The organism is Pedococcus sp. P2_E2 (assembly GCF_056403955.1).
Genome location: NZ_JBFUEM010000001.1, coordinates 518,538 through 539,874 on the forward strand (window position 1 = coordinate 518,538; position 21,337 = coordinate 539,874).

Below are 21,337 nucleotides of genomic sequence, written 5' to 3' on the forward strand. Positions count from 1 at the left end.
CGCCTGACCGGTCGCCGCGCTCAGACCTTCGCGTGCTTGGCGCGCGAGAAGCTGTAGAGCCCGAACGCCGCGAACCCGACCGCCATCACGACGAGCAGGGCAGGACCGAAGGGTTCGTCGCGCAGCGACTTGAGCGCGCCGTCGAGGCCGGTGGCTTCCTTCGCCTGCTCGTGCACGCCCGCAGCGGCGAAGAGGAACCCGACGATGACGAGGGCAACGCCCTTGGCGATGTAGCCGATCCGCCCGGCACGCGTAGCCCACGTGCCGGGGTGGTCCTGGAGGTCCTGGAGGAACTTCTTCGTCCACCCCTTGTGGACGTGGTAGATGCCGACGGCGATGATCGCGAGCCCGATCGCGACCACGAGCGCGCGTCCACCGGGCTTGTCGAGCAGCTTGGCGGTGAAGTCCACGCTCTGGCTCCGGCTGTCGCTGGTCCTGCCCCGGGCGAACTGGAAGGCCGACCAGGCGAGAGCGAGGTAGACGACCGCCTTGCCCGCGGCCTTGGCGCGTCCACCCCACGCGTCCTTGTCGCCGCCGGGATGCCCCACGACGGCATCGGCGAGCTGCCAGACGGCCAGGCCGAGGAAGCCGACCACGCCCACCCACAGCGCCGCCTTCCCTGCGCCGTTGCCGGCGAGGGACGCGAGCGCTCCGCTCTGGTCTGCGTTCTTGCCGCCGTTGCCGCCGAAGGCCACCTGGAGGGTGATCCAGCCGATCAGCAGGTGCAGCAGCCCACTCGTGGCGTAACCCACGCGTGCGGCGGCCTCGAGGGCGGGGTGGTCGGAGGCCCTGGAGGCGGCCTGCTTGACGTCCTGGTGGTCCATGGCACCACCTAACCACGCATCACCGCAGGTCAGGGAGTAAGGGCCGGTACTCCCTGGCTCAATCCTTGGCCTCGGACCAGCGCCGGATGACCGACACGTCGGCGACGAACCGCACCTGCGTCGACCCCGTCCAGCGTCGGGCGCTGTCGGTCAGGGCGCGCTCGAGCCTGGCGCGGGTCTCAGCGGCGCTCTCCTCGGGGACGTGGACGAGCAGCTCGTCGTGCAGGCACAGCACGATCTGGGCGCCGAGGTCGCGCGTCGTGACCCTGACGGTGGCGGCCCAGGCCTTGAACAGCTCGGCCGCGCTGCCCTGGATCACGGCGTTGCGGGCGAACCGTCCACGCGCGGCGTCGTAGGCCGCGGTGCCCTCGGCAGGCACGTCGGCCAGGACCGCGTCGAGCCGGATCAGCCGACCGCCGAAGGTGCGCAGCGGCTCGCGCCGCAACCCCGCGGCATACGCGGCATCGAGGTAGCCCATGGCGATCGGGTAGGTGCGCTCGAGGTCCTTGAGGGCCTCGCCGGCGGCGCCGCTGCGCTGGCCGTACATCGCGGCGAGCACCGCGATCTTGGCCACCGGACGCTCGACCCCGAGGGCGGCTGCCACGGGCGCGTACAGGTCGTCGGCCCGGGTCGCTGCCGCAAAGGCCTCGTCGCCGGAGACCGCGGCCAGGACGCGCGGTTCGATCTGTCCGAGGTCGGCGCGGACGAACACGTGACCGGGATGGGCGGCCACGGCTGGGCGCAGCGAGGTCGGCAGGTTGTGGAGGCCGTTCTGTGCGGTCATCCGCCCAGCGGCTCCGTCGCAGGCGGTCCACCCGCCACGGAGCCTGTCGTCCGGGCCCACGTGGGCGTCGAGCCAGGGGTAGCCGTAGGTGGTCGCGATGCGTTCGGCCTTGCGCCACTCCAGGAGGGCTCCGACGACCGCGTGGGTCTCGCGGAACGGCTCGAGGACCCACTTGCGCGTGTTGGGCACGACTACCCCGACGGAGGCGAGGAGCTCCTTGACCTGCAAGGGGTTTCGCAGATCCGTGTACTCGCGACCAGGCGTGTGCGACAGCACCTGCAGGTCGCGTTCGGCGCGGATCCGTCGCGCGTCCGCGTCGCTCTCCGGGCGGGCGCCGGCGGCCTCCGCGATCATCCTCTCGGCGGTCGCCCGGTCGACGGGCAGCCCGTCACGGGCGAGCTCGACACACAGGAACGCTGCCGCGGACTCGGAGTGGGCGGCCGCCACCGATCGTGGGCCCACGTCCGCCAGGGCCGCCGCCTGAGCACCTGCGCAAGCGAGGGCAGCGCGCCCCCAGGCCACCACCACGTCGTCGTCGGGCGCCCACGTGGCCGCGCCCGCGTCGGGGTCGAGGTAGCCGTCCGGCCGCACCACCGACAAGCTTGCGCCGACGTCCGTGCCCGGTGCGCCGGCCGGCGCGGACGACGAGGGTCCAGTGCTGTGGAAGTCGAAGAGGTCACCGCGCGCCGCTGCCGGCAGGCCCGCACGATCGAGTCGGTATGCCGCGGCCCACGCCACCTGGGGCGTCGCCTCCCACCCGCCCGCGAGCAGGCGGTGGGCCTCGGCCACGTCCCAGCAGCGGTTCACCGGCACCCCGGCCGCGACGAGGGCTGAGGCATCGCCGCCGGCTGACCACCAGACCCACCGCACGTCCTCAGCCGCCTCCAGCTCGCAGGCCCGGGTGACGAGCTGGTCTGCCCGGCCCACCAGCTGGACGTGGTCACCCACGATCGCGGCGCGACCGTCCGCTGTGGCGACGAAGGCGACGTGGGCAGCAGGCATGGCGGGCACATCCTCGCACCCGGGACCGACGATCCCGTCGGTCCCGGCTGCTTCACCCGACAAAGGTCCGCTTCCCCGCGAAACCGTTCCGGGGTGAAGCCCACCTTTATCGGGTCACCCGATAATGGTGGGGCCGGGCGGGTGTGGGTCAGGGGGTGGGGTCAGGGGTGGGTCAGGCGTGGGTCTTGAGGGCGACCTGGCGCTTGATCCGGCTCAGCATCCCGACCATGCCCCGCAGCCGCAGCGGTGAGACCGCCTCGCCGAGCGAGAACCGGTAGGGCGCGTCCTCCGGCACCGCCAGCACCTCGGCAGCGGTCAGGCCGTCGAGCCCTTCGCTGAGGATCCCCGCGAACCCGCGCGTGGTCGGTGCCTCGGCCGGCGCCGAGAAGAACAGGTGCACCGCGCGCTCGCCGGGCTGATCGAGCGGCTCTTCGGCGACCTCGACCGCCAGGAAGATCGGGGACTGGCACTCGTGGACCTGCTCCATCTCACCCAGCCGACCGGCATACCTCTCGGGGAGGTCGGGCAGGCCCTCACTGAACTCCAGCAGGAGCTCGAGGCGTTGCGGCGCAAGCAGCTCCGCGAAGTCGTCGGCGATCTCCTGCATCGCGGCAGGCAAGGGCGCCGGCTGGGTGGACGCTGTGCCACTCACGGCACTGGTCACTGCGACGCACCCTGTTCGACCGGCACTCGGACGGAGTTGCCCCACTCGGTCCACGAGCCGTCGTAGTTGCGGACGGCGTCGAAACCCAGCAGGTGGGTGAGGACGAACCACGTGTGCGACGACCGCTCGCCGATGCGGCAGTAGGCGATCGTGGCATCGCTGGGCGACAGTCCCTGTTCCTGGAGGTAGATCGCCTCGAGGTCCTCGCGCGACTTGAAGGTGCCGTCCTCGTTGGCCGCTCGCGCCCACGGCACCGACTTGGCGCCGGGGATGTGTCCTCCGCGCATGGCGCCCTCCTGGGGGTAGTCCGGCATGTGCAGCAGCTCGCCGCTGAACTCGCCGGGGGAGCGCACGTCGACCAGCGGCCCACCGAGGTGGGCGAGCACGTCCTCCTTGAACGCGCGGATCGGCGCGTCGTCGCGCTCCACCACTGGGTATGCCGCGTCGCCGGCGAGGCTGCCCACGGCCGGGACCTCGCGGGTCAGCTCGCGACCCTCGGCCACCCACTTGGCGCGGCCGCCGTCGAGCAGCCGCACGTCCTCGTGTCCGAACAGGCTCATCACCCACAGCGCGTAGGCGGCCCACCAGTTGTTCTTGTCGCCGTAGATCACGACCGTGGTGTCTCGGCCGACACCGCGGGCCGACATGACCGCAGCGAACTGCTCGGCATCGACGTAGTCGCGCACCACCGGGTCGTTGAGGTCCTGGTGCCAGTCCAGCTTGAGCGAGCCCGGGATGTGGCCCGTGTCGTAGAGCAGCACGTCCTCGTCGGACTCCAGGACGACGATGCCGTCGGGCCCGCCGACGGCGCCGGCCTCGATCTGGTCGGCCAGCCACTGCGTGCTGACGAGCCTTTCGGGGTGGGCGTACTGGGTGAAGGTGGCGGAGGGGGAGTCAGCGGTGTCGACCATGTCCCAAGGCTAATCCCGCTGGTCACGGGGCCACATGGCAGGATGGCGGCGACCGACCGAAACCAAACCCGGAGGGGTGCTGACGTGGGCTTTCTCGGAATGGGCAAGGACGAGGCGCAGGCGAAGCCGACCTCGGCGCTCGAACAGGCGAGGGCCCCCCGCGAGGACTCGGGGATGTTCTCCGGAGCCGTGACCGGCCTGATCGAGAGCCTGCTCGACGTCGGCATCGACGGCAAGGGTCCGTTCGACTCGGCGCAGAAGGTCGCCGACGTCCGGCGGGCCGAGAAGCCCGGAGCCGAGGAGGCCGTCGACGCCGTGGTCCGAGGTCACCTCAGGCTCGCGGCCGCCGGTGGTTTCGTCACCGGACTCGGTGGGTTCGTCACGCTGCCCGTGGCGCTTCCCGCCAACGTCGTCGAGTTCTACGTCGTGGCGACCCGGATGGTGGCCGCGATCGCGTCCCTGCGCGGCTACGACATCAAGCGACCCGAGATCCGGTCGGCGGTACTGCTCACCCTCGTGGGAGCCGACGCGGACGACCTGCTCAAGAAGGCAGGCGTGGCCTCGACCGGCCGACTCGCCAACCTCGCGGCCCAGCGGCTGCCCGGGCCTGCGTTGATGGTGGTCAACAAGGCGGTCGGCTTCCGGCTGCTGTCGACCGCTGGGAAGAAGACGCTGAGCCGGTTCGGCAAGGGCGTGCCCGTCATCGGCGGTGTCGTCGGCGCGGGCCTCGACAGCTACCTGCTCAAGAAGATCGCCGACCACGCGCGTCACGAGTTCCCGCCCAGGGCCACTGGCTTCTGAGTGGCGTGCTGCGCCGGTTGGACGCAGGCTGGGGGAGGCGCCGGGAATCACCGGGGCACCCAGGTCGTTTGAACCGTGTCCGGGCCATCGTGGTACCCGGAGCCTGCGCCCTCGAACAACGGGAGTCTGACCATGGCCATGACCCGCTTCGGTGCCCTGCGCACCATCGCCACCGCAGTCCGCACCGCGACCCGTCCGGGATCGCCCGCGCTGGGTGAACGCCTGATGAGCCTGCCCCGGCTGTTTCGGGCCACCTTTCGCGGCGAGTATGCCGGGACCACCCGCGGTCGGCTCCTGATGGTTCTCGGCGCGGTGGCCTACGTCGTGTCGCCCATCGACCTGATCCCCGAGCTGGCTCTGTCCGTCTTCGGCCTCGCCGACGACGCGGTGGTGGTGTCGTGGATCGCTGCGACCGTCGTCAACGAGACCGAGTCGTTCCTGGCCTGGGAGCGCACCACGCCGGCGAGGGCGCACGAGACCGTGGAGGGCGACGTCGTCCGCTGACTCCAGCACGTCTCACTCGCTCGGTCGGGTTTTGTCGAGGGCATGGCGGGGTGTGAGGACGCCGTTGTCGCGCCGTGGCGGCGCGGAGCAGCCCCACCCCGTCGGCGTTGGTGCGCCTGTCCACAGGGCTGGCTCCGGCCCCTGACGCGATGGCCCCCGGGACGCCAGCGTTGGCCCATGAGCCAGATCAGACTGCGCGGCCCGGCCGATGTCGTCGCCGTGCTGCCCTACCAGCTCGGCTACCACCCCCAGGACTCGATCGTGCTGGTCGCCCTCCACGGTCGCAGCGTCGGGTTGATCGAGCGGATCGACCTGCCACCACCCCAGGACGCGGAGCAGGTCGGCCGCGTCCTCGTGGCTCCGCTGCTGCAGGACCGGCCCGAGGCGGTCATGCTCGTCGGCTACGAGACGGCGGCGGGCTCGAGCAGGCCCGGTCTTGACGCCGTGCGTCGCCTGGCGACCGAGGCCGACCTCGAGGTCCTGGACCGACTTGTCGTCCGCGACGGGCGCTGGTTCGCCATCGACTGCGCCGACGGATGCTGTCCGGCCGAGGGCGCGCCGGTCCCGGAGGCGGCCGACACCCCCGCCGTGGCCGAGTACGTCGGGCTCGAGATCGCGCCCCTCCCGGGTAGGTCCGCGATCGCCGACCTCGTCGCCGCGGACCCGGTCCTCGCCGAGGCGGTGGCAGCAGAGCTGGGTAGCGGCTCGGAGCCCGAGTCGGAACGCCTCGATGCTGCCCGTCGGCTCGAGGCGCTGTCGCGCTGGTCGGTGGTCTGCGACGTGACCGGTGACGCGCCCGAGGTCGCAGAGCTCGGGCCCGCCGAGGTCTGCCTGCTCGTGCGCAGCCTGGAGGACCTCGCGCTGCGCGACGGACTCGTGGCCTGGCTGTGCCCTGGTGCCCTGCCCCTGGACTCCCTGTCGCCGGACCTCGTCGACGCCTTGCGCTGCACGCTGCCGGCTCCCACCTGGCACCGCAGCCCGGGGGCAGGGCCGTCGGCCGGGGCCGGTCGCCGTCTTCTGGCGAGGTTGCAGTCCCTGGTCAGGTCGGTCCCCGACGACCACGCGGCTCCGGCGCTCACCGTGCTCGCCAACTGTGCCTGGTGGCAGGGCGACGGCGCGTTGGCCCGGACCTGCGTGGACCGGGCGCTCCGGGCGCGCCCCGACTACCGGCTGGCGCAGCTGCTCGAGCGCATGCTCGACCTCGGCGTGCGTCCCGGCAGCCACGGCGCGCAGCGCGCAGCCGAGCTGCGGTCGGGCTGACCCAAGTCCTCGCGCGCGTCACGGTCGGCGGCGACGCGTCCATCGTGCGGACGCCGCGGACACGCCGACGGCCTCCTCGTATGATGGTCGCCAGGTCATGAGTCCCAGCACCAAGCCCCGGCTTGCTGGGCGGCAACCCTCCTCGCGGTGGGGTGCCCCGGGTGAAGACCCGGCCGACCCTGACCTGGGCGGCAAGCGCGAGCGCCACAGGAGCAGTTTCGATGACCACGACCTCCCCACCACGAGCGACGTCAGGTGCCTGGCGCGACGGTGACCCGGTCGGTCGACGCCAGTTCGTCGACCTCGGCGCGATCGAGCTCGAGCGCGGTGGCGTCCTTCCCGGGGTGCGGGTGGCCTACGAGACCTGGGGTGAGCTCAGCGCCGCCGGTGACAACGCCATTCTCGTCGAGCACGCCCTCACCGGTGACAGCCACGTCGAGGGCCCGACCGGCCCTGGTCACCCGACGCCGGGCTGGTGGGACGGGCTGATCGGCCCCGGTCGGCCGCTCGACACCGACCGCTACTTCGTCGTTGCCGCCAACGTCCTGGGCGGCTGCCAGGGGAGCACCGGCCCGTCCTCGCCGGCCATCGACGGTGCCCCGTGGGGGAGCCGCTTCCCCTTCGTCACCGTGCGTGACCAGGTGCAGACCGAGGCCCTGCTCGCCGACGTCCTCGGCATCGACCGCTGGCACGCCATCCTGGGTGGCTCGATGGGCGGGATGCGGGTCCTCGAGTGGGCGGTGACCCACCCCGAACGGGTCGCGACGGCCATCGTGCTGGCCAGCACGGCATACGCCACGGCGGAGCAGATCGGCTGGTGTCAGGCGCAGCTGTTGGCGATCCGCGCGGACGGCGACTTCCACGGCGGCGACTACTACGAGCGCGGCCCCGGTCCCGAGACCGGGCTCGGGATCGCGCGGCGGATCGCGCACGTCACCTATCGCAGCGAGCTCGAGCTGCACGAGCGCTTCGGTCGCGAGCCGCAGGAGGCGGAGGACCCGTTGGGCGGTCACGGCCGCTATGCCGTCGAGTCCTACCTCGACCACCACGCCGGCAAGCTGGCCGGACGATTCGATGCCAACTCCTACGTCGTCCTCACCGAGGCGATGAACTCCCACGACGTCGGACGAGGCCGTGGGGGGGTCGCCGCGGCGCTCGCCAGGATCTCCGCTCAGGTGGCGGTGGTCGCCGTCGACTCGGACCGGCTCTACCCGCCGCGGCTGTCCCGAGAGATCGCCGACGCCGTCCCGGCGGCCCAGCTGCACACCGTGCACTCCGACTACGGCCACGACGGGTTCCTCATCGAGATCGAGCAGGTCGGGCAGATCGTGGCCCGGGTTCTCGCAGGCCCTGCCTGACGGGGGGATTTCCGGTACGGTCGGGCCCAGCGGCTGCCGTCGCCTGGTGTGCCCCGGGTCCACCACCCGGTCGCACCGCTACTCGGTCAACTGAACGTAGGAGGTCCCTGTGGCCATCGTTGTGGGATATGTGCCGACGAAGGAAGGGCGGGCGGCTCTGCGCCGGGCCGCGGACGAGGCGCTGCTACGCAAGTCCAAGCTGATCGTCATCAACTCCCAGCGCGGTGGCCGAGACTTCGACAGTGAGGAGGCGAACCGTTTCGATGCCGACCTCTCCCGCATCCAGGGCGAGCTCGACGAGGAGGGGCTGGAGCACGAGGTGCGTCAGCTCGTCCGGGGCAACGAGCCGGCCGAGGACCTGATCGCGGTGGCCGAGGAGGAGCACGCGGAGTTCATCGTCATCGGCCTGCGTCGTCGCACCCCCGTCGGCAAGCTCATCCTGGGCTCGAACGCCCAGCGCATCCTGCTCGACGCGTCGTGCCCCGTCCTGGCCGTCAAGGCCGACGCCTGAGGCGACTGTCTGCACCGGTCCGGCACGGCTCTCCATGGCTGTCCAGCGAGACATCGCGCGGTGTCGGCAGTGTGCCGATGCGTGATCTGCGGGCAACTCGTTTTACAATGTCGTCAACGAGATCTCGTCAGGGTCCAGCCCAGCCGATCTCGGCAATACTTCCACTCCCGCTGTTGTTGTCACAGACATCCTCAAGCATGGCTGTGATGACGTGCGCCGTGCCGCGAGTCCGCGACGAAAGGTAGTCCGTGTCGCCTGTGTCCAAGAAGGCTGCGAGCCCCGCACCGTCTCTTCCCCCCGAGTTCTCCCACCCCGCACTGCAGAAGCTGCTCAAGCAGGGCCGCACCAACGGCTCGGTCGACAGTGGTCAGTTGCGTGATGCCCTGGAGGGGGCCGAGATCGCACCCAAGCGGATGAAGGCTGTGCTGCGTTCCCTGGACGAGCAGGGCATCCACGTGACCCTCGACTCGGCCACCGCCTCACGCGCGGTGGCTGCGACGAGCACCCGCAAGAAGACGACGACCGCGCCGGCCAAGAAGGCGGCCGCCAAGACGGCAGTCAAGACTGCCGCACCTGCCGCCAAGTCGACGGCCAAGGCTGCGTCGCCGAAGGCCGAGTCGGCGAAGGCCACCCCCGTCAAGACTGCGACCGCCAAGACTGCGACCAGCAAGACGGCGCCGGCGAAGGCGACCACGACGAAGAAGGCCGCCGCCGCAGCCGCGGGCGAGGCAGCTCCGGCCACGAAGAAGGCCGCGACCACGAAGTCGGCAGCCAAGACCGAGGCCACGGACGCCACTGCCACGGCGGCTGACGCGGCCGGCAACGGCGACGACGAGGCGGTGCCGGCAGAGCCCACCGACGTGGTCGAGTCCGAGCTCGAGGACGTCGTCGTCGAGGACGACACCGAGGACGAGAAGAAGGACGACGAGGACGAGGGTTCCGGCTTCGTCCTGCGCGATGACGACGAGGACGACGCTCCTGTCCAGCAGGTCGTCACCGCCGGTGCCACCGCCGACCCGGTGAAGGACTACCTCAAGCAGATCGGCAAGGTCGCCCTGCTCAACGCCGAGCAGGAGGTCGAGCTCGCCAAGCGCATCGAGGCCGGGCTGTTCGCCGAGGAGCGGCTCAACTCGGGCGACAAGATCGAGATGAAGCTCAAGCGTGAGCTGTGGTGGATCGCCCAGGACGGCAAGAAGGCCAAGAACCACCTGCTCGAGGCCAACCTGCGCCTCGTGGTGTCGCTCGCCAAGCGCTACACCGGTCGCGGCATGCTCTTCCTGGACCTGATCCAGGAAGGCAACCTCGGCCTGATCCGTGCGGTGGAGAAGTTCGACTACACCAAGGGCTACAAGTTCTCGACCTACGCGACGTGGTGGATCCGCCAGGCGATCACCCGCGCCATGGCTGACCAGGCCCGCACCATCCGCATCCCGGTCCACATGGTCGAGGTCATCAACAAGCTGGCCCGCGTGCAGCGCCAGATGCTCCAGGACCTCGGGCGCGAGCCCACCCCGGAGGAGCTCGCCAAGGAGCTCGACATGACCCCGGAGAAGGTCGTCGAGGTCCAGAAGTACGGTCGCGAGCCCATCTCCCTGCACACCCCTCTCGGTGAGGACGGTGACAGCGAGTTCGGTGACCTCATCGAGGACTCCGAGGCCGTCGTCCCGGCCGACGCGGTCAGCTTCACGCTGCTGCAGGAGCAGCTCCACTCGGTGCTCGACACCCTGTCCGAGCGGGAGGCCGGTGTGGTCTCGATGCGCTTCGGGCTCACCGACGGCCAGCCGAAGACGCTCGACGAGATCGGCAAGGTCTACGGCGTGACCCGTGAGCGGATCCGTCAGATCGAGTCCAAGACGATGAGCAAGCTGCGCCACCCGAGCCGGTCCCAGGTGCTGCGCGACTATCTCGACTGAGGCTCAGACGGTCAAGTCGGCGTTTCCGCAGGTCATCACCCTGTAGAGGCTCTGACAGGCGACACGCTACACGAGCACAGCGCTCTTAGTCCAGATATCGGGCTATGCTGTGTGTCGTGGCGAAGAAACCTGCTCAGCCGGACCTGCGAATGCTGCTGCCCTCGTGGCTGCTGTCGCTGCGGGCCGACCGCAAGAGCGAGCAGACCGTCAAGACGTACTCCGAGGGCGTGCGGTTCTACCTCACATGGTGCCAGGACAACGACGCACCGCCGCTCGAGCGGGCCAGCATCCGCGGGTGGATCGCAGGACTGCTCGACGGAGGCAACCAGCCGTCGACAGCACGCGCCCGTCAGCTGGCCGTGCGCCGGTTCACCTCGTGGCTGACCGAGGAAGGCGAGATCCCGGCCGACCCGTTCGTCGGGATCAAGGCGCCCAAGCTCGACACCAAGGTCATCGAGCCGCTCACCGATGACGAGCTCAGGGCGCTGCTCAAGGCGTGCGTGCCACCCAACGGCGCGACGCCGGCCGAGGCGCTGCGCTTCCGGCGCGATGAGGCGATCCTGCGGCTCATGCTCGAGACGGGCGCCAGGGCTGGTGAGGTGGTCGCCATCGAGCGCGACGACATCGACGCCACGGCTGGGACGGCCATCATCCGCAAGGGCAAGGGCGGCAAGGGCCGGGTGGTCCCGTTCGGGCCGCACACCGCGCTAGCGCTCGACCGCTACCTGCGGCTGCGCACGCACCATCGGCTCGCGGACAGCCCGGCGCTGTGGCTCGGGGACCGCGGCAAGGGATTCAGCTACGACGCGCTGCACAAGGCGCTGGGGGAGCGTGCCGCCGCGGCCGGCATTGTCGGGTTCCACCCCCACAAGATGCGCCACACCGCCGCCCACCGCTGGCTCGCAGCCGGAGGGTCCGAGGGCGGGTTGATGGCGGTCGCCGGATGGACCCGCCCCGACATGCTCATGCGCTACACGAAGGCACAGGCGTCCGCGCGCGCCGCAGAGGAGGCCCGCGGGCTGAACCTCGGAGAGATCTAGCCGCGCAGCTCGGCGATGCGGTCGACGAAGAGCGCACCGGCAGGCCCATAGCCCCCGACGTGGAGGACGGGCTCGTCATCGTCATTCTTGCCCAGGAAGACGTCGACGGACGCATCCTCGCGTAGCGCTGCCTCGATCCGGCGCAACTGCCGAGGGTTTCCCGTGAGCATCGTGGACCCACCCGCAGCGACAAGTGCCCGGAGTCGGGCCACCTCACGCTCGGGATTTTGCTGGGAGACACGCGGCATGGTGACAGTCTAGGAGCGGTGTGCCCGCTATGGTGGGACATACACGCCCGTCGTCTTGGTTCGCGCTCCGAGTAGCGCAGAGGTCGCCGGATGGGCACGGAAAGCCATGGAGGCTGCCGTGCCGTCATCGCCCTCGTCGTCGGAGCGTTCGCTCCACGCGCAGATCGCCGCCCACGAGAGTTGGGCCGCAACTCCTGACAGAGCCGCGCGCACCGCGCCGGCCAGAGCGGCTCTCGACGCCAAGTTCCTACAGCAGGCCGATGGTGACCCCGTTCGGGCGGCCCATCTGCGCAAGGCACACTTCGCCCGCTTGGCCCTCAAGAGCGCCCAGTCGCGCCGTAGGGCCAAGGGCGCGACCAGCCAGCCAAGCGGTGAGGCCGCGTGAGCCCCGGACGCGAGAGAGGCCGCCCCCGGCAGGAAAGCGGCCCCGTCAACTCGACTAGCCCTATTGTGCCCGACCCTGCAGACATGGCGAGGTTGGCGCGCCGAGGCGGCTGCGTCGACCTCGACGAGACACACACCGCTTGGCTGGCTGGTTGGGATGCCGGGTACGCCCAGGGCAGGCAGGCCGCCTGCGAGGACATCGCGCGTTCATGGCTTCACGACATGGCCCGCAAGTCCACGGAGGCCGCCGTACGAACGGCCACGGCCCGCCACGGCACCGCATGGGGGCAGGCGATCCGCGAGCAGGCCGAGGGCGGTGACGGGCCATGAGTATGTACGGCACCGACTACCCAGACGTTCCCGACGTCGACCCCTACGGCGAGACCATCGACGGCGCCGACTTGCTCGATGAAGTCGACGCCATGCTCTCCCGGTTCGTCGCCTTCCCCTCGGAGGCCGACAGGCACGCGGTGGCGCTGTGGATCGCCCACACCCACGCGCTCACCGCGTTTGAGACCACTCCCCGGCTCGCCCTACTGTCCCCCGAGCCGGGGAGTGGCAAGACACGCGCCCTGGAGATCCTTGAGCTGCTGGTCCTGCGCCCCCTGTTGACCGTCAACGTGACGCCGGCCTACCTGTTCCGCAAGGTGGCCGACGAGGCCGGTCCGCCCACGCTGCTCTATGACGAGATCGACACCGTGTTCGGGCCGCGGGCCAAGGACAACGAGGACATCCGCGGGATGCTCAACGCGGGTTACCGCCGTGGTGCGACCGCTGGGCGCTGCGTGATCAAGGGCAAGACCGTGGAAGTCGAGGAGCTGCCCGCGTTCGCCGCCTGTGCGCTCGCTGGCCTCGATGACCTGCCCGACACGATCATGACCCGCTCGATCGTCGTCAGGATGCGCCGCAGGGCACCCACAGAGCGTGTCCAGTCCTACCGGCGTCGACTCCACCAGACCGAGGGCCACGAGCTCCGCGACCGCATCGCCGCGTGGGCATCCGCGGTGTGGGCACGGCTTGAGGGCGCCTGGCCGGACCTGCCCGAGGGCATCGAGGACCGGGCAGCCGATGTGTGGGAGCCGCTGCTCGCAGTCGCCGACGCAGCGGGTGGTCACTGGCCGGAGCGCGCCCGTGTTTCCGCTGTTTCCCATGTTTCCGACGCACGGGCTAACGCGGGGGGTCTCGGGGTGCAGCTGCTCGCTGACCTCCGGGCAGTCTTCACGGCGGCAGGGGCCGACAAGCTCAGCACCGATGCCATCCTCACCGCACTCCACGACCTCGAGGAGTCGCCCTGGTCGGACCTGCGCGGCAAGGCCCTCGACGCACGAGGACTCTCCTACCGGCTCGGCAAGTACGAGATCAGCCGCAAGCAGATCCGCGTGGGGGACTGGACCGGCAAGGGCTACGACGCGGCCGACATGGCCGACGCCTGGAGCCGCTACCTGGCACCCGATGTTTCCGAACACCCCTCGACGGAAAACTTAGACATCCCCACAGCAGTAGAGGAACAGCGCCCGCGCCTCTTGCCTCCTGCGTCGGAAACATCGGAAACACCGGTCACGGCCACCAACCCCTGCGTCCTCTGCGGCCATCCCAATAGCGAGATCCGACACGAGGCCGGACTGCCCTGCCTCGACTGCTACGCGGCCGAGAGGGCCGCGTCATGACCACCACCGAAAGGCCAGACCCAATGACACTCTCAGAGCGACTTGTGCGCAGCATGGCGACCCGCCTCGCGGGCGACATCGCCGAAGCCGAATCCCGCGCCGATGCAGGCGTGGACGTGCGAGGCGACGCGCGACTACTGGAACGGCGTCTGCGTCGAGCGCTGCGCCTCATCGACTATCTGGACAGGAGGGCCGTCTGAATGGCAGCACAACCGGAACCTTGGAAGTCACTGTCCAGCCGCATATACGCGATCGAGGAGAAGGTCCGCGCCCTCTACAATCGCTCCCCGTTCTTCGGCACGGGTGTCCACGCCAACGGACAGCAGGGCCTCGACAGCGACAACTACGTCGCTGGCGCGTCCGGCTTCAGCCTCCGAGGCGGTGACGGCTTCCTCGAGATCAACGACGTCCTGATCAGAGGCGGCATCATCGGCAACGACTCGTTGACCAACCCCGTCGCTCCTGGCGTCGTCAGCAATGAGACCACTGGCTTTGGCATCACCACGAGCAGCGCCACCAAGCTCAGCGGCTCGATCAGCGTGCCGGCCGGGTTCAGCTCGGCTGCGATCAGTGTGATCGCCCGGACGTTCGCGCTCGACAACGACACCGTGAACCCAACCGACTACCTCTATTCGAGGGTCACCCTGGGCGGTGTCTCGTCCAGTGAGGTGCCACTGGCCTGCACCTACAACGGCGGCTCGGGCACCAGCGTGTCCCCGCTGTCCGTCGTGCTGACCTCGCTCGGAGCATCCATCGCCTACTCCGTGAGCGCGCACAGCGCGTTCGCCAACTGGGGCACCGACGCCCTCAACCGCGTGTCGCTCAGCGGCAGCGTTCTGTGGTTCCGATGACCAACGAGGAGAGCACCATGCCCGACAACCCGATCCCCCGACCGCCCGCAGGACTCGAGGGCGACGCGCCCATCGTGCAGGGGTCGCCCTGGCTCTTCCCCGAGGAGCCCACCCCCGAGGAGGTGCCCGATGCCCCCGATCCCGCCCCCGCCGGCTAACCACCAACGCACGGGCGAGCAGTGGCCACGACACCGCTACCGCGCACGCAAGCGACGACACGGCAGACACGTCGGCGCACGCGGATGACCCCCTATGCCCCCAAGAAGTCGGGGGGGGCACGCCGTGCGACCCGCGAGTCCACCCCATCTCTCTATTGCATTTTTTTTCCACGGAGAGAGACGAGTTCGACTCGCGGGTCCACCCGCTCATTCGTCCCAACTTCGCACCCGCCCTACCTCAGAGGAGCCCATCATGAGGATTGACCCGACCGACATCGCCAAGTTGTGTGACGACGACGTGAGGCGGTTGGCCATCATCGGCGCTGACGTGGCCGCGATCGGTGGCCCGCTCTCGACGTTCTGGACGGAGTTCAGCAACGCCGCGATCCGAGCCGTGCGGGAGCGACGCTCAGCCCTGGCGCACCTCGAGCAGAGCTTCCTCGACGACGACGACGCGATCGGGGCCATCGTCCCGGACATTGCTACCGGACTCGCCCGCACCCTTGACACCCTTGACGGTGGGGTGCGCTAGAATGGCCTCGTCACAGCGTGCAGTTAGCCGGGTGAGTGCTCCGCACCCCGGACGCCTGACACCTCCGTGTGAGTGCTCCGCACCGCGGCAGGGAAGCAGATACCCCTTTCCCTCCGCATGCCTTCAAGGAGCATGACCATGGACAAGAACGACATCATCGACACCATCAAGAACGTCCTCGACGACGACCAGTGGACAGGCGACCGCAACGAGCGGGCACTCGCCGCCAAGGCCGCGAAGAACGGCGCCTGGGCCCGGATGCAGACCCTCGTGAAGAGCGCTGAGCGTGAGAAGCGCGACCTTCACGCCAGTGAACTGCGCGAGTACAACTTGCTCGATGCCCAGCTCGACCAGCTCGGTGAGATCGCAGCCGGATACGTGGACCGTGCCGGGGTCGTCGCCCCCAGCAATGGGGGCCGCGGTGACTCCTACGTCGCCAACCGTCCGCTCACCAGCAGCCAGACCTTCCTCGGCGCCACCCGCGCCCAGGGCGCCATCCCCGAGGGCGAGGACGACAACCTCTCGGTGGGCAAGGTCATCAAGGCCATGGTCACCGGCGACTGGCGCGGCGCCGACCGCGAGTCGGCGGCCATCAAGAACGCCATGAGCGGTGCCGGCGCCGGTGGGATCCTCCTGCCGACGACCACCAGCGCCCAGATCATCGACCTGGCGCGGGCCAAGACCCGCGTGCTCGAGGCCGGCGCCCAGATCGTCCCGATGGACGCGCGGACCGTCGTGGTCCCGCGCCTGACCGGCGACCCCACCCCGGCATGGCGCGCTGAGAACGCGGCCGTGGCCGAGGTCGACGCCGCCATGGACGGTGTGACCCTCTCGGCCAAGACCCTGGCCTGCATCGTGCGCATCAGCCGCGAGCTCGTCGAGGACACTGACGTCGAGGACGTCGTCCGCAACTCGGTGGCCGCCGCGATCGCAGTCAAGTGGGACTACGCGGCGCTCTACGGTGCCGGCACCAACGAGCCCACCGGCGTCAAGAACACCTCGGCCGTCACCAAGACCCCGCTGGCCACCAACGGCGCCACCCCGACGTGGGACAACCTGGTCGCCGCGGTGGGCCGCCTGCGTGACCAGAACGAGGAGCCGACCGCCCAGATCACCAACGACCGCACCCTGCGGTCCCTGGCGGCGATCAAGGACACGACCCTGCAGTACGTCGTGCCGCCGACCTACCTCAACGGAATCCCACGGCTGGCTACCAACCAGGTGCCGATCAACCTCACGGTGGGCACCAGCAACGACACGGCCGACCTGTTCACCGCCGACTGGACCAAGCTCATCCTTGGGGTGCGCACCGGGCCGCTGACGATCCAGCTCAACGAGCGCTACGCCGACTCCGGCCAGATCGGTCTCCTGTGCTGGTTCCGCGGTGACATCGGCATCGCACGGGCCAAGGCCTTCGACGTCGCGACCGGCGTCCGGCCCTAGTAGACCGGGTGCGGCTCGGCAGGGTCCTGGAGGTTCCCCACCGAGCCGCACCCCTCTCCGCTCGACGGACGGGCGTCAACGTCGCCGCCCTGCTTGCTGCGTGGGCAGTCGGAACGAAGCGAGGCCCAACACGAGGGACCTTTCCGCTCTCGCGCTCGCTGCGCCCGTCCGTCGCCCCATCCCACGCGAAAAAAAGCGGCTCCCTCTCGGAGATCGACTCGCGGGTCCGCATGGGGAGGGCGGTCAAGATCTCCATGGCCCTACCCCGGATGACCCGCGCCTACTGGGAGGCGCGGGAGCAGTGGTCAGCCAAACACCCTGACGCCGACGACCTCTTCGACGTGGGTGGCCCAGACACCCCATTTCACCCGGAGCTGATCTAGGCGTAGGCGGGGCGGCTGTCGCGGCGCACCGGTGAGGGGGCGGGGCGGGCCGCGATATGGCCGATGCTACCCACGGCAAGGCCGTGCAGGCGTCCGACAGCGGTCCTAGTGCAAGGTGACGGGGCGGGCGCGGCACCCACGCCTACCCCCCTGTAAGGCGGGGCGGTGCCATTCTGACGCGTTTCGTGTCCATCCGCGCCTGCCGCAGGTAGCATTCCGTCTTGGCGCCTGCCCGGACCCGCACCGCCACTCTCGATGGCGAACGTCCGGGTCCAGCAGTGCCGCTTGGGGACGAAGGTCATCCGGGCGACGTCCAACGCCACAGGGGAAGTCTGGCGACGTCGACCGTAGAGACAGCCCCCCGTTCCGAGGGCGACGGGGGGCTGTCTTGATGTCGAGAGACTGTCAGGAGGCGGCCTCGAGCACGTCCGCGCCGAGCACGATCTCCTCGAGCGTCCAGACCAGGGTGACCCGCTGGTTGTCGGACCGTAGGTCGAGGCGCGTCTTCCGGCCCGACTGGGATCTGAGGTCGAACAGGTGCACCACGACCTCGGGGTAGTCGCACTCCTGATGGCCCACGACGGTCCACAGGGTCCGGCCCTTGCCGATACTGATGACGTCGCCGACGCGCACGGCGTGCATTGCGTCGGTCATCGCTGCACCGCGGTGGGGTAGTTGGCGAACCCCAGCGCTGCCATCTGCTCGTCGGTCGCCTCGAGCCCCTGGTGCTGGAGCGCCTCGACCACCTGCGCCCGCGTGGGGCGGACAAACGGCTGCTCGCCCATGGCGAACCCCATCTGGTAGGCGGCGTCGCAGTCCTCCTCGATCGTCGTAGCGCTTCCCTCGGAGATCCATCCCGTCAGTCGGTAGAGCGGGATGGTGACGGCCTTGTCGATGGCTTTGCCCACATTCCAGCGCGTTGCTCCCCAGATGTCGTAGGCGGTTTCGCTCACGCGGTGCGCGGCGATCCTCTGTGATGCTGTGCTCATGATCGTTCTCCACTTCGGTTGGTGATCGGTCTAGGCCCCGGTTGGTGTTGCTTCACCGGCTGGGGCCGTTCTAACCCGCGGCACTGAGGGCCGTGGGCGTTTTGGGGTGATCTTTACCCTTTGTCTCAGCCTGCAGGCGAGGGGCAGACGGTGGTCCCACCGCAGTACCGCGGGGCGTTGCCCGGGTCGCCCGGAGGTGGCCGCGGGATGGTCCGCGCTGGTGTCGTGGTGACCGGCTCCGGCGTCGTCTCCGCGGGTGCCGGGTCGGGTGCGACGTTCTGGACCGCTGGCGCCCGTCGCGCCGTCGTGGTGGCCGGTTTCGGTGCTGGTGGCTTGGCCGTCGTCGTGGTGCTCGGCGTGGCCGTCGTCGTGGTCGCGCTGGGCGTGACGGTCTCCGTGGCGACGACCTGCCGCAGTTGCACCGGCTGGTGCTGTGGCGTGCCCTGGCTCAGTGCGACAGCAAAGCCGCCTCCGATGACGCCGGCCGCGACCAGCGAGAGGGCGCCTACTGTGAATGTTCTGGGGATGCTCATCGGGTCTACTCTCAGTCCAAGATATTTCGCCCCACAGCGCTTGTGACCTGCACGTTTGCAACGCTCAGTCGCACAGCGTTCAAGCGTCTCTAGTGCGCGACTACCTGGACTGACCGGCATACCTCTCCACACGAACGCCCCCCGAGACTCGGGGGGCGTTCGTCGTTCCCGCCTGTCGTCGGGGCTTGCGCTGGCCCCGCTACTCAGTGTTACTATCTACCGGTAGTCATTAACACTGAGTAGCGACGGGAGGTTCCATGGGCAAGCAGGAGACCGAGATGCTCAAGGGGACGCTGGAGGGGATCGTCCTGGCCATCCTGCTCGCTCGGCGGGCGTACGGCTACGAGATCACCGCCTGGCTGCGCGACCAGGGCTTCTCCGACATCGCCGAGGGCACCGTCTACGCGCTGCTGGTCAGGATCGAGCAGCGCGGCCTGGTCGACGTGGAGAAGGTCCCATCCGAGAAGGGCCCGCCGCGCAAGGTGTACTCGCTCAACGCGCAGGGGCGCGAGCACCTCGAAGAGTTCTGGAGGACCTGGAGCTTCCTCACCGAACGTCTCAACCAGCTCCGCAGTGAGAACGCCCAGAGCCCGGACGAAGGAGATAAGTAGGCATGGCCGCCAAGTGGATCGAGACCGTCACCGGCTCGTGGGAGCAGAAGAAGCAGTACCGGGCGTACAAGGCCCGCATCGACGCGTTGCCGGAACCGTACGGCGCTGCAGCAAAGGCCGTGCAGCGGTACCTCATGTACTACGGGGGCATCACGGACGGCACCATCGCCGTCACGATGCTGGGAGACCTCGCGGACCTCTGGGACCGGGCGGCTGCCGACGGAACCCCTGTGCGGGCCATCGTGGGCGAGGACCCCGTCGACTTCGCCGAGGCGTTCGCGCAGGCCTACACCGGCACCCGGTGGATCGACAAGGAGCGCGCCCGCCTCACCAAGGCGATCGACGACGCCCAGGAAAGCGACGCCCAGGAAGGTGAGGACCGATGACGACCGATGCTGCCATCCAGGTGCGGGGCCTCGAGAAGTCGTACCAGGACCTGGAGGTGCTCCGAGGTGTCGACTTCGAGGTGGAGGCGGGAACCATCTTCGCCCTGCTCGGGGCGAACGGGGCGGGCAAGACCACGGTCGTGCGCATCCTCGCCACGCTGCTCAAGGCCGACGCGGGGACGGCTGTCATCGACGGCCAAGACGTGGGCACCCACCCGGCCCGGGTGCGTGAGTCCATCAGCCTGACCGGACAGTTCGCCGCCGTCGACGAGATCCTCACCGGACGGGAGAACCTCGTCCTCGTAGCACGGCTGCGGCACCTCGAGGACCCCGGCGTGGTCGCAGCCAGGCTGCTCGAACGGTTCGCACTGACCGACGCGGCGAGTCGGAGGGTGTCGACGTACTCGGGCGGCATGCGCCGCCGCCTCGACCTCGCCATGAGCCTCATCGGGAGTCCGCCGGTCGTCTTCCTGGACGAGCCGACGACCGGGCTCGACCCCCAGGCGCGCATCGAGGTCTGGCAGGCCGTCAAGGAGCTCGCCGCGCACGGCACGACGGTGCTGCTCACGACGCAGTACCTCGACGAGGCCGAACAGCTCGCCGACCGGATCGCGATCCTCCACGAGGGCCGGATCATCGTGAACGGCACCCTCGCCGAGCTCAAGCAGCTGCTGCCGCCGGCCACGGTCGAGTACGTCGAGAAGCAACCCACCCTCGAGGACGTCTTCTTCGCCCTCGTCGGCACGAACTCCTGAGGAGCACCGATGACCACGCACTTCTTCGGCGACACGACCGTCCTGCTGGGCCGGTCCCTGCGCCACATCACGCGCAGCCTGGACACCATCATCACCACCACGGTCATGCCGATCGCCTTCATGCTGCTGTTCGTCTACGTGTTCGGTGGCGCGATCGCGTCAGGGTCTGACTCCTACGTGAACTACCTGCTGCCTGGCATCCTGCTCATCACCATCGCCTCGGGGATCGCCTACACCGCGTTCCGGCTCTTCCTCGACATGTCCGGCGGCATCTTCGAACGGTTCCAGTCCATGCCGATCGCGCGGTCGTCCGTGCTGTGGGCGCACGTGCTGACCTCGCTGGTCGCCAACCTGGTCTCGGTGGTGGTGGTCGTGCTCGTCGCGCTCCTGATGGGCTTCCGCTCGGGGGCGAGCGTGCTGGCGTGGCTCGGGGTCGCCGGGATCCTGGTGCTCTTCACCCTGGCGCTGACCTGGATCGCCGTCATCCCCGGCCTCTCCGCGACCTCCGCGGACGGGGCGAGTGCGTTCTCCTACCCGCTCATCTTCCTGCCGTTCATCAGCTCGGCGTTCGTGCCCACCGACACCATGCCCGGCCCGGTGCGCGCCTTCGCCGAGCACCAGCCGGTGACCTCCATCGTCAACGCCATCCGGGACCTGTTCGCCCAGCAGCAGGTGGGCACCGACCTGTGGGTCGCCCTCGCCTGGTGCGTCGCCATCCTCGTGGTCGCCTACACGTTCGCCATGCTCACCTACCGCCGCAAGATCGCCGGGTGAGTCCTGACGTCGTCAGTCCTCTCGTTCGCCCTGGCCGGGACGTTCGCCCAG

27 protein-coding genes and 1 riboswitch are annotated in these 21,337 nt (G+C 69.6%); of the genes, 19 read left to right on the forward strand and 8 right to left on the reverse strand.

The genetic code is table 11. The annotated features are described in order from the left end of the window. Positions 1-20: 20 nt before the first annotated feature. The 4 genes from AC1DWR_RS02445 to AC1DWR_RS02460 form a co-directional block, all read right to left on the reverse strand. Complete coding sequence (locus AC1DWR_RS02445; protein WP_477623552.1) at positions 21-824, reverse strand: DUF1206 domain-containing protein; 804 nt, start codon at positions 822-824, stop codon at positions 21-23. A 58-nt stretch (positions 825-882) separates the two neighbouring features. Then, on the reverse strand, positions 883-2,610 hold the full coding sequence (locus AC1DWR_RS02450; protein ID WP_477623553.1) for a DNA polymerase: 1,728 nt from the start codon (positions 2,608-2,610) through the stop codon (positions 883-885). Positions 2,611-2,782: 172 nt separating this feature from the next. Next, positions 2,783-3,217, reverse strand: a complete 435-nt coding sequence (locus AC1DWR_RS02455) for a SufE family protein (RefSeq protein WP_477613439.1) — start codon at positions 3,215-3,217, stop codon at positions 2,783-2,785. A gap of 53 nt (positions 3,218-3,270) precedes the next feature. After that, positions 3,271-4,185: a sulfurtransferase gene (locus AC1DWR_RS02460; protein WP_477613332.1), complete on the reverse strand. Its 915-nt coding sequence runs from the start codon at positions 4,183-4,185 to the stop codon at positions 3,271-3,273. 84 nt (positions 4,186-4,269) lie between these two features. On the opposite strand from AC1DWR_RS02460, the gene AC1DWR_RS02465 reads away from it, so the two are divergent. The 7 genes from AC1DWR_RS02465 to AC1DWR_RS02495 all read left to right on the forward strand — a co-directional run bounded on the left by AC1DWR_RS02465 (position 4,270) and on the right by AC1DWR_RS02495 (position 11,572). Then, a complete protein-coding gene (locus AC1DWR_RS02465) occupies positions 4,270-4,986 on the forward strand; it encodes an EcsC family protein (protein WP_477613331.1) in 717 nt (238 codons plus the stop codon). Between the two features lie 132 nt (positions 4,987-5,118). Further along, positions 5,119-5,490, forward strand: a complete 372-nt coding sequence (locus AC1DWR_RS02470; RefSeq protein ID WP_477613330.1) for a YkvA family protein — start codon at positions 5,119-5,121, stop codon at positions 5,488-5,490. Between the two features lie 177 nt (positions 5,491-5,667). Further along, positions 5,668-6,750 carry a DUF4192 domain-containing protein gene (locus AC1DWR_RS02475; protein WP_477623554.1) on the forward strand — a complete coding sequence of 361 codons (1,083 nt, stop codon included), beginning with the start codon at positions 5,668-5,670 and terminating at the stop codon, positions 6,748-6,750. 93 nt (positions 6,751-6,843) lie between these two features. Then, a riboswitch (SAM riboswitch) is annotated at positions 6,844-6,954 on the forward strand. 17 nt (positions 6,955-6,971) lie between these two features. Beyond that, the gene (gene metX, locus AC1DWR_RS02480; RefSeq protein WP_477623555.1) at positions 6,972-8,108 is read left to right on the forward strand and encodes a homoserine O-acetyltransferase MetX; all 1,137 of its coding nucleotides are present in this window, start codon (positions 6,972-6,974) and stop codon (positions 8,106-8,108) included. Positions 8,109-8,217: 109 nt separating this feature from the next. After that, entirely contained in the window at positions 8,218-8,619 is a 402-nt protein-coding gene (locus tag AC1DWR_RS02485; protein ID WP_477613327.1) for a universal stress protein, read from the forward strand. 248 nt (positions 8,620-8,867) lie between these two features. Further along, positions 8,868-10,532 carry an RNA polymerase sigma factor gene (locus AC1DWR_RS02490; protein WP_477623556.1) on the forward strand — a complete coding sequence of 555 codons (1,665 nt, stop codon included), beginning with the start codon at positions 8,868-8,870 and terminating at the stop codon, positions 10,530-10,532. 116 nt (positions 10,533-10,648) lie between these two features. After that, complete coding sequence (locus AC1DWR_RS02495; RefSeq protein WP_477623557.1) at positions 10,649-11,572, forward strand: tyrosine-type recombinase/integrase; 924 nt, start codon at positions 10,649-10,651, stop codon at positions 11,570-11,572. Here AC1DWR_RS02495 and AC1DWR_RS02500 read toward each other — a convergent pair. Further along, positions 11,569-11,820 (reverse strand): hypothetical protein, encoded by a 252-nt coding sequence (locus AC1DWR_RS02500; protein ID WP_477623558.1) that lies wholly within the window; start codon positions 11,818-11,820, stop codon positions 11,569-11,571. The two genes, AC1DWR_RS02495 and AC1DWR_RS02500, sit on opposite strands and share 4 nt — an antisense overlap. 468 nt (positions 11,821-12,288) lie before the next feature. On the opposite strand from AC1DWR_RS02500, the gene AC1DWR_RS02505 reads away from it, so the two are divergent. The 8 genes from AC1DWR_RS02505 to AC1DWR_RS02540 all read left to right on the forward strand — a co-directional run bounded on the left by AC1DWR_RS02505 (position 12,289) and on the right by AC1DWR_RS02540 (position 17,238). Next, positions 12,289-12,534, forward strand: coding sequence for a hypothetical protein (locus AC1DWR_RS02505; protein ID WP_477623559.1), 246 nt, complete (start codon positions 12,289-12,291; stop codon positions 12,532-12,534). After that, positions 12,531-13,871 carry a DUF3631 domain-containing protein gene (locus tag AC1DWR_RS02510; protein ID WP_477623560.1) on the forward strand — a complete coding sequence of 447 codons (1,341 nt, stop codon included), beginning with the start codon at positions 12,531-12,533 and terminating at the stop codon, positions 13,869-13,871. The genes AC1DWR_RS02505 and AC1DWR_RS02510 overlap by 4 nt, the downstream gene beginning before the upstream one ends. Continuing rightward, positions 13,868-14,071, forward strand: a complete 204-nt coding sequence (locus AC1DWR_RS02515) for a hypothetical protein (protein ID WP_477623561.1) — start codon at positions 13,868-13,870, stop codon at positions 14,069-14,071. The genes AC1DWR_RS02510 and AC1DWR_RS02515 overlap by 4 nt, the downstream gene beginning before the upstream one ends. Then, positions 14,072-14,722 carry a hypothetical protein gene (locus AC1DWR_RS02520; RefSeq protein WP_477623562.1) on the forward strand — a complete coding sequence of 217 codons (651 nt, stop codon included), beginning with the start codon at positions 14,072-14,074 and terminating at the stop codon, positions 14,720-14,722. A gap of 17 nt (positions 14,723-14,739) precedes the next feature. Beyond that, positions 14,740-14,880: a hypothetical protein gene (locus AC1DWR_RS02525; RefSeq protein WP_477623563.1), complete on the forward strand. Its 141-nt coding sequence runs from the start codon at positions 14,740-14,742 to the stop codon at positions 14,878-14,880. A gap of 253 nt (positions 14,881-15,133) precedes the next feature. Continuing rightward, positions 15,134-15,412, forward strand: coding sequence for a hypothetical protein (locus tag AC1DWR_RS02530; protein ID WP_477623564.1), 279 nt, complete (start codon positions 15,134-15,136; stop codon positions 15,410-15,412). Positions 15,413-15,550: 138 nt separating this feature from the next. Beyond that, positions 15,551-16,855 (forward strand): phage major capsid protein, encoded by a 1,305-nt coding sequence (locus tag AC1DWR_RS02535; RefSeq protein ID WP_477623565.1) that lies wholly within the window; start codon positions 15,551-15,553, stop codon positions 16,853-16,855. A 230-nt stretch (positions 16,856-17,085) separates the two neighbouring features. Then, on the forward strand, positions 17,086-17,238 hold the full coding sequence (locus tag AC1DWR_RS02540) for a hypothetical protein (RefSeq protein ID WP_477623566.1): 153 nt from the start codon (positions 17,086-17,088) through the stop codon (positions 17,236-17,238). Between the two features lie 405 nt (positions 17,239-17,643). Here the strand turns inward: AC1DWR_RS02540 and AC1DWR_RS02545 are convergent, their stop codons facing one another. The 3 genes from AC1DWR_RS02545 to AC1DWR_RS02555 all read right to left on the reverse strand — a co-directional run bounded on the left by AC1DWR_RS02545 (position 17,644) and on the right by AC1DWR_RS02555 (position 18,760). Then, on the reverse strand, positions 17,644-17,892 hold the full coding sequence (locus tag AC1DWR_RS02545) for a hypothetical protein (RefSeq protein ID WP_477623567.1): 249 nt from the start codon (positions 17,890-17,892) through the stop codon (positions 17,644-17,646). Further along, a complete protein-coding gene (locus tag AC1DWR_RS02550; protein ID WP_477623568.1) occupies positions 17,889-18,227 on the reverse strand; it encodes a hypothetical protein in 339 nt (112 codons plus the stop codon). Before AC1DWR_RS02550 ends, AC1DWR_RS02545 begins: the two co-directional genes overlap by 4 nt. 125 nt (positions 18,228-18,352) lie before the next feature. Next, positions 18,353-18,760 (reverse strand): hypothetical protein, encoded by a 408-nt coding sequence (locus AC1DWR_RS02555; protein ID WP_477623569.1) that lies wholly within the window; start codon positions 18,758-18,760, stop codon positions 18,353-18,355. A 257-nt stretch (positions 18,761-19,017) separates the two neighbouring features. Between AC1DWR_RS02555 and AC1DWR_RS02560 the strand changes: the two genes are divergently transcribed. From AC1DWR_RS02560 to AC1DWR_RS02575, 4 genes are read left to right on the forward strand one after another with little or no spacing between them, the layout of a single operon-like run. Beyond that, positions 19,018-19,371, forward strand: coding sequence for a PadR family transcriptional regulator (locus AC1DWR_RS02560; RefSeq protein WP_477613325.1), 354 nt, complete (start codon positions 19,018-19,020; stop codon positions 19,369-19,371). Positions 19,372-19,373: 2 nt separating this feature from the next. Further along, positions 19,374-19,757, forward strand: coding sequence for a DUF1048 domain-containing protein (locus tag AC1DWR_RS02565; RefSeq protein WP_477623570.1), 384 nt, complete (start codon positions 19,374-19,376; stop codon positions 19,755-19,757). Then, a complete protein-coding gene (locus tag AC1DWR_RS02570; RefSeq protein WP_477623571.1) occupies positions 19,754-20,512 on the forward strand; it encodes an ABC transporter ATP-binding protein in 759 nt (252 codons plus the stop codon). Before AC1DWR_RS02565 ends, AC1DWR_RS02570 begins: the two co-directional genes overlap by 4 nt. A 9-nt stretch (positions 20,513-20,521) precedes the next feature. After that, on the forward strand, positions 20,522-21,286 hold the full coding sequence (locus tag AC1DWR_RS02575) for an ABC transporter permease (protein ID WP_477623572.1): 765 nt from the start codon (positions 20,522-20,524) through the stop codon (positions 21,284-21,286). Positions 21,287-21,337 lie beyond the last annotated feature (51 nt).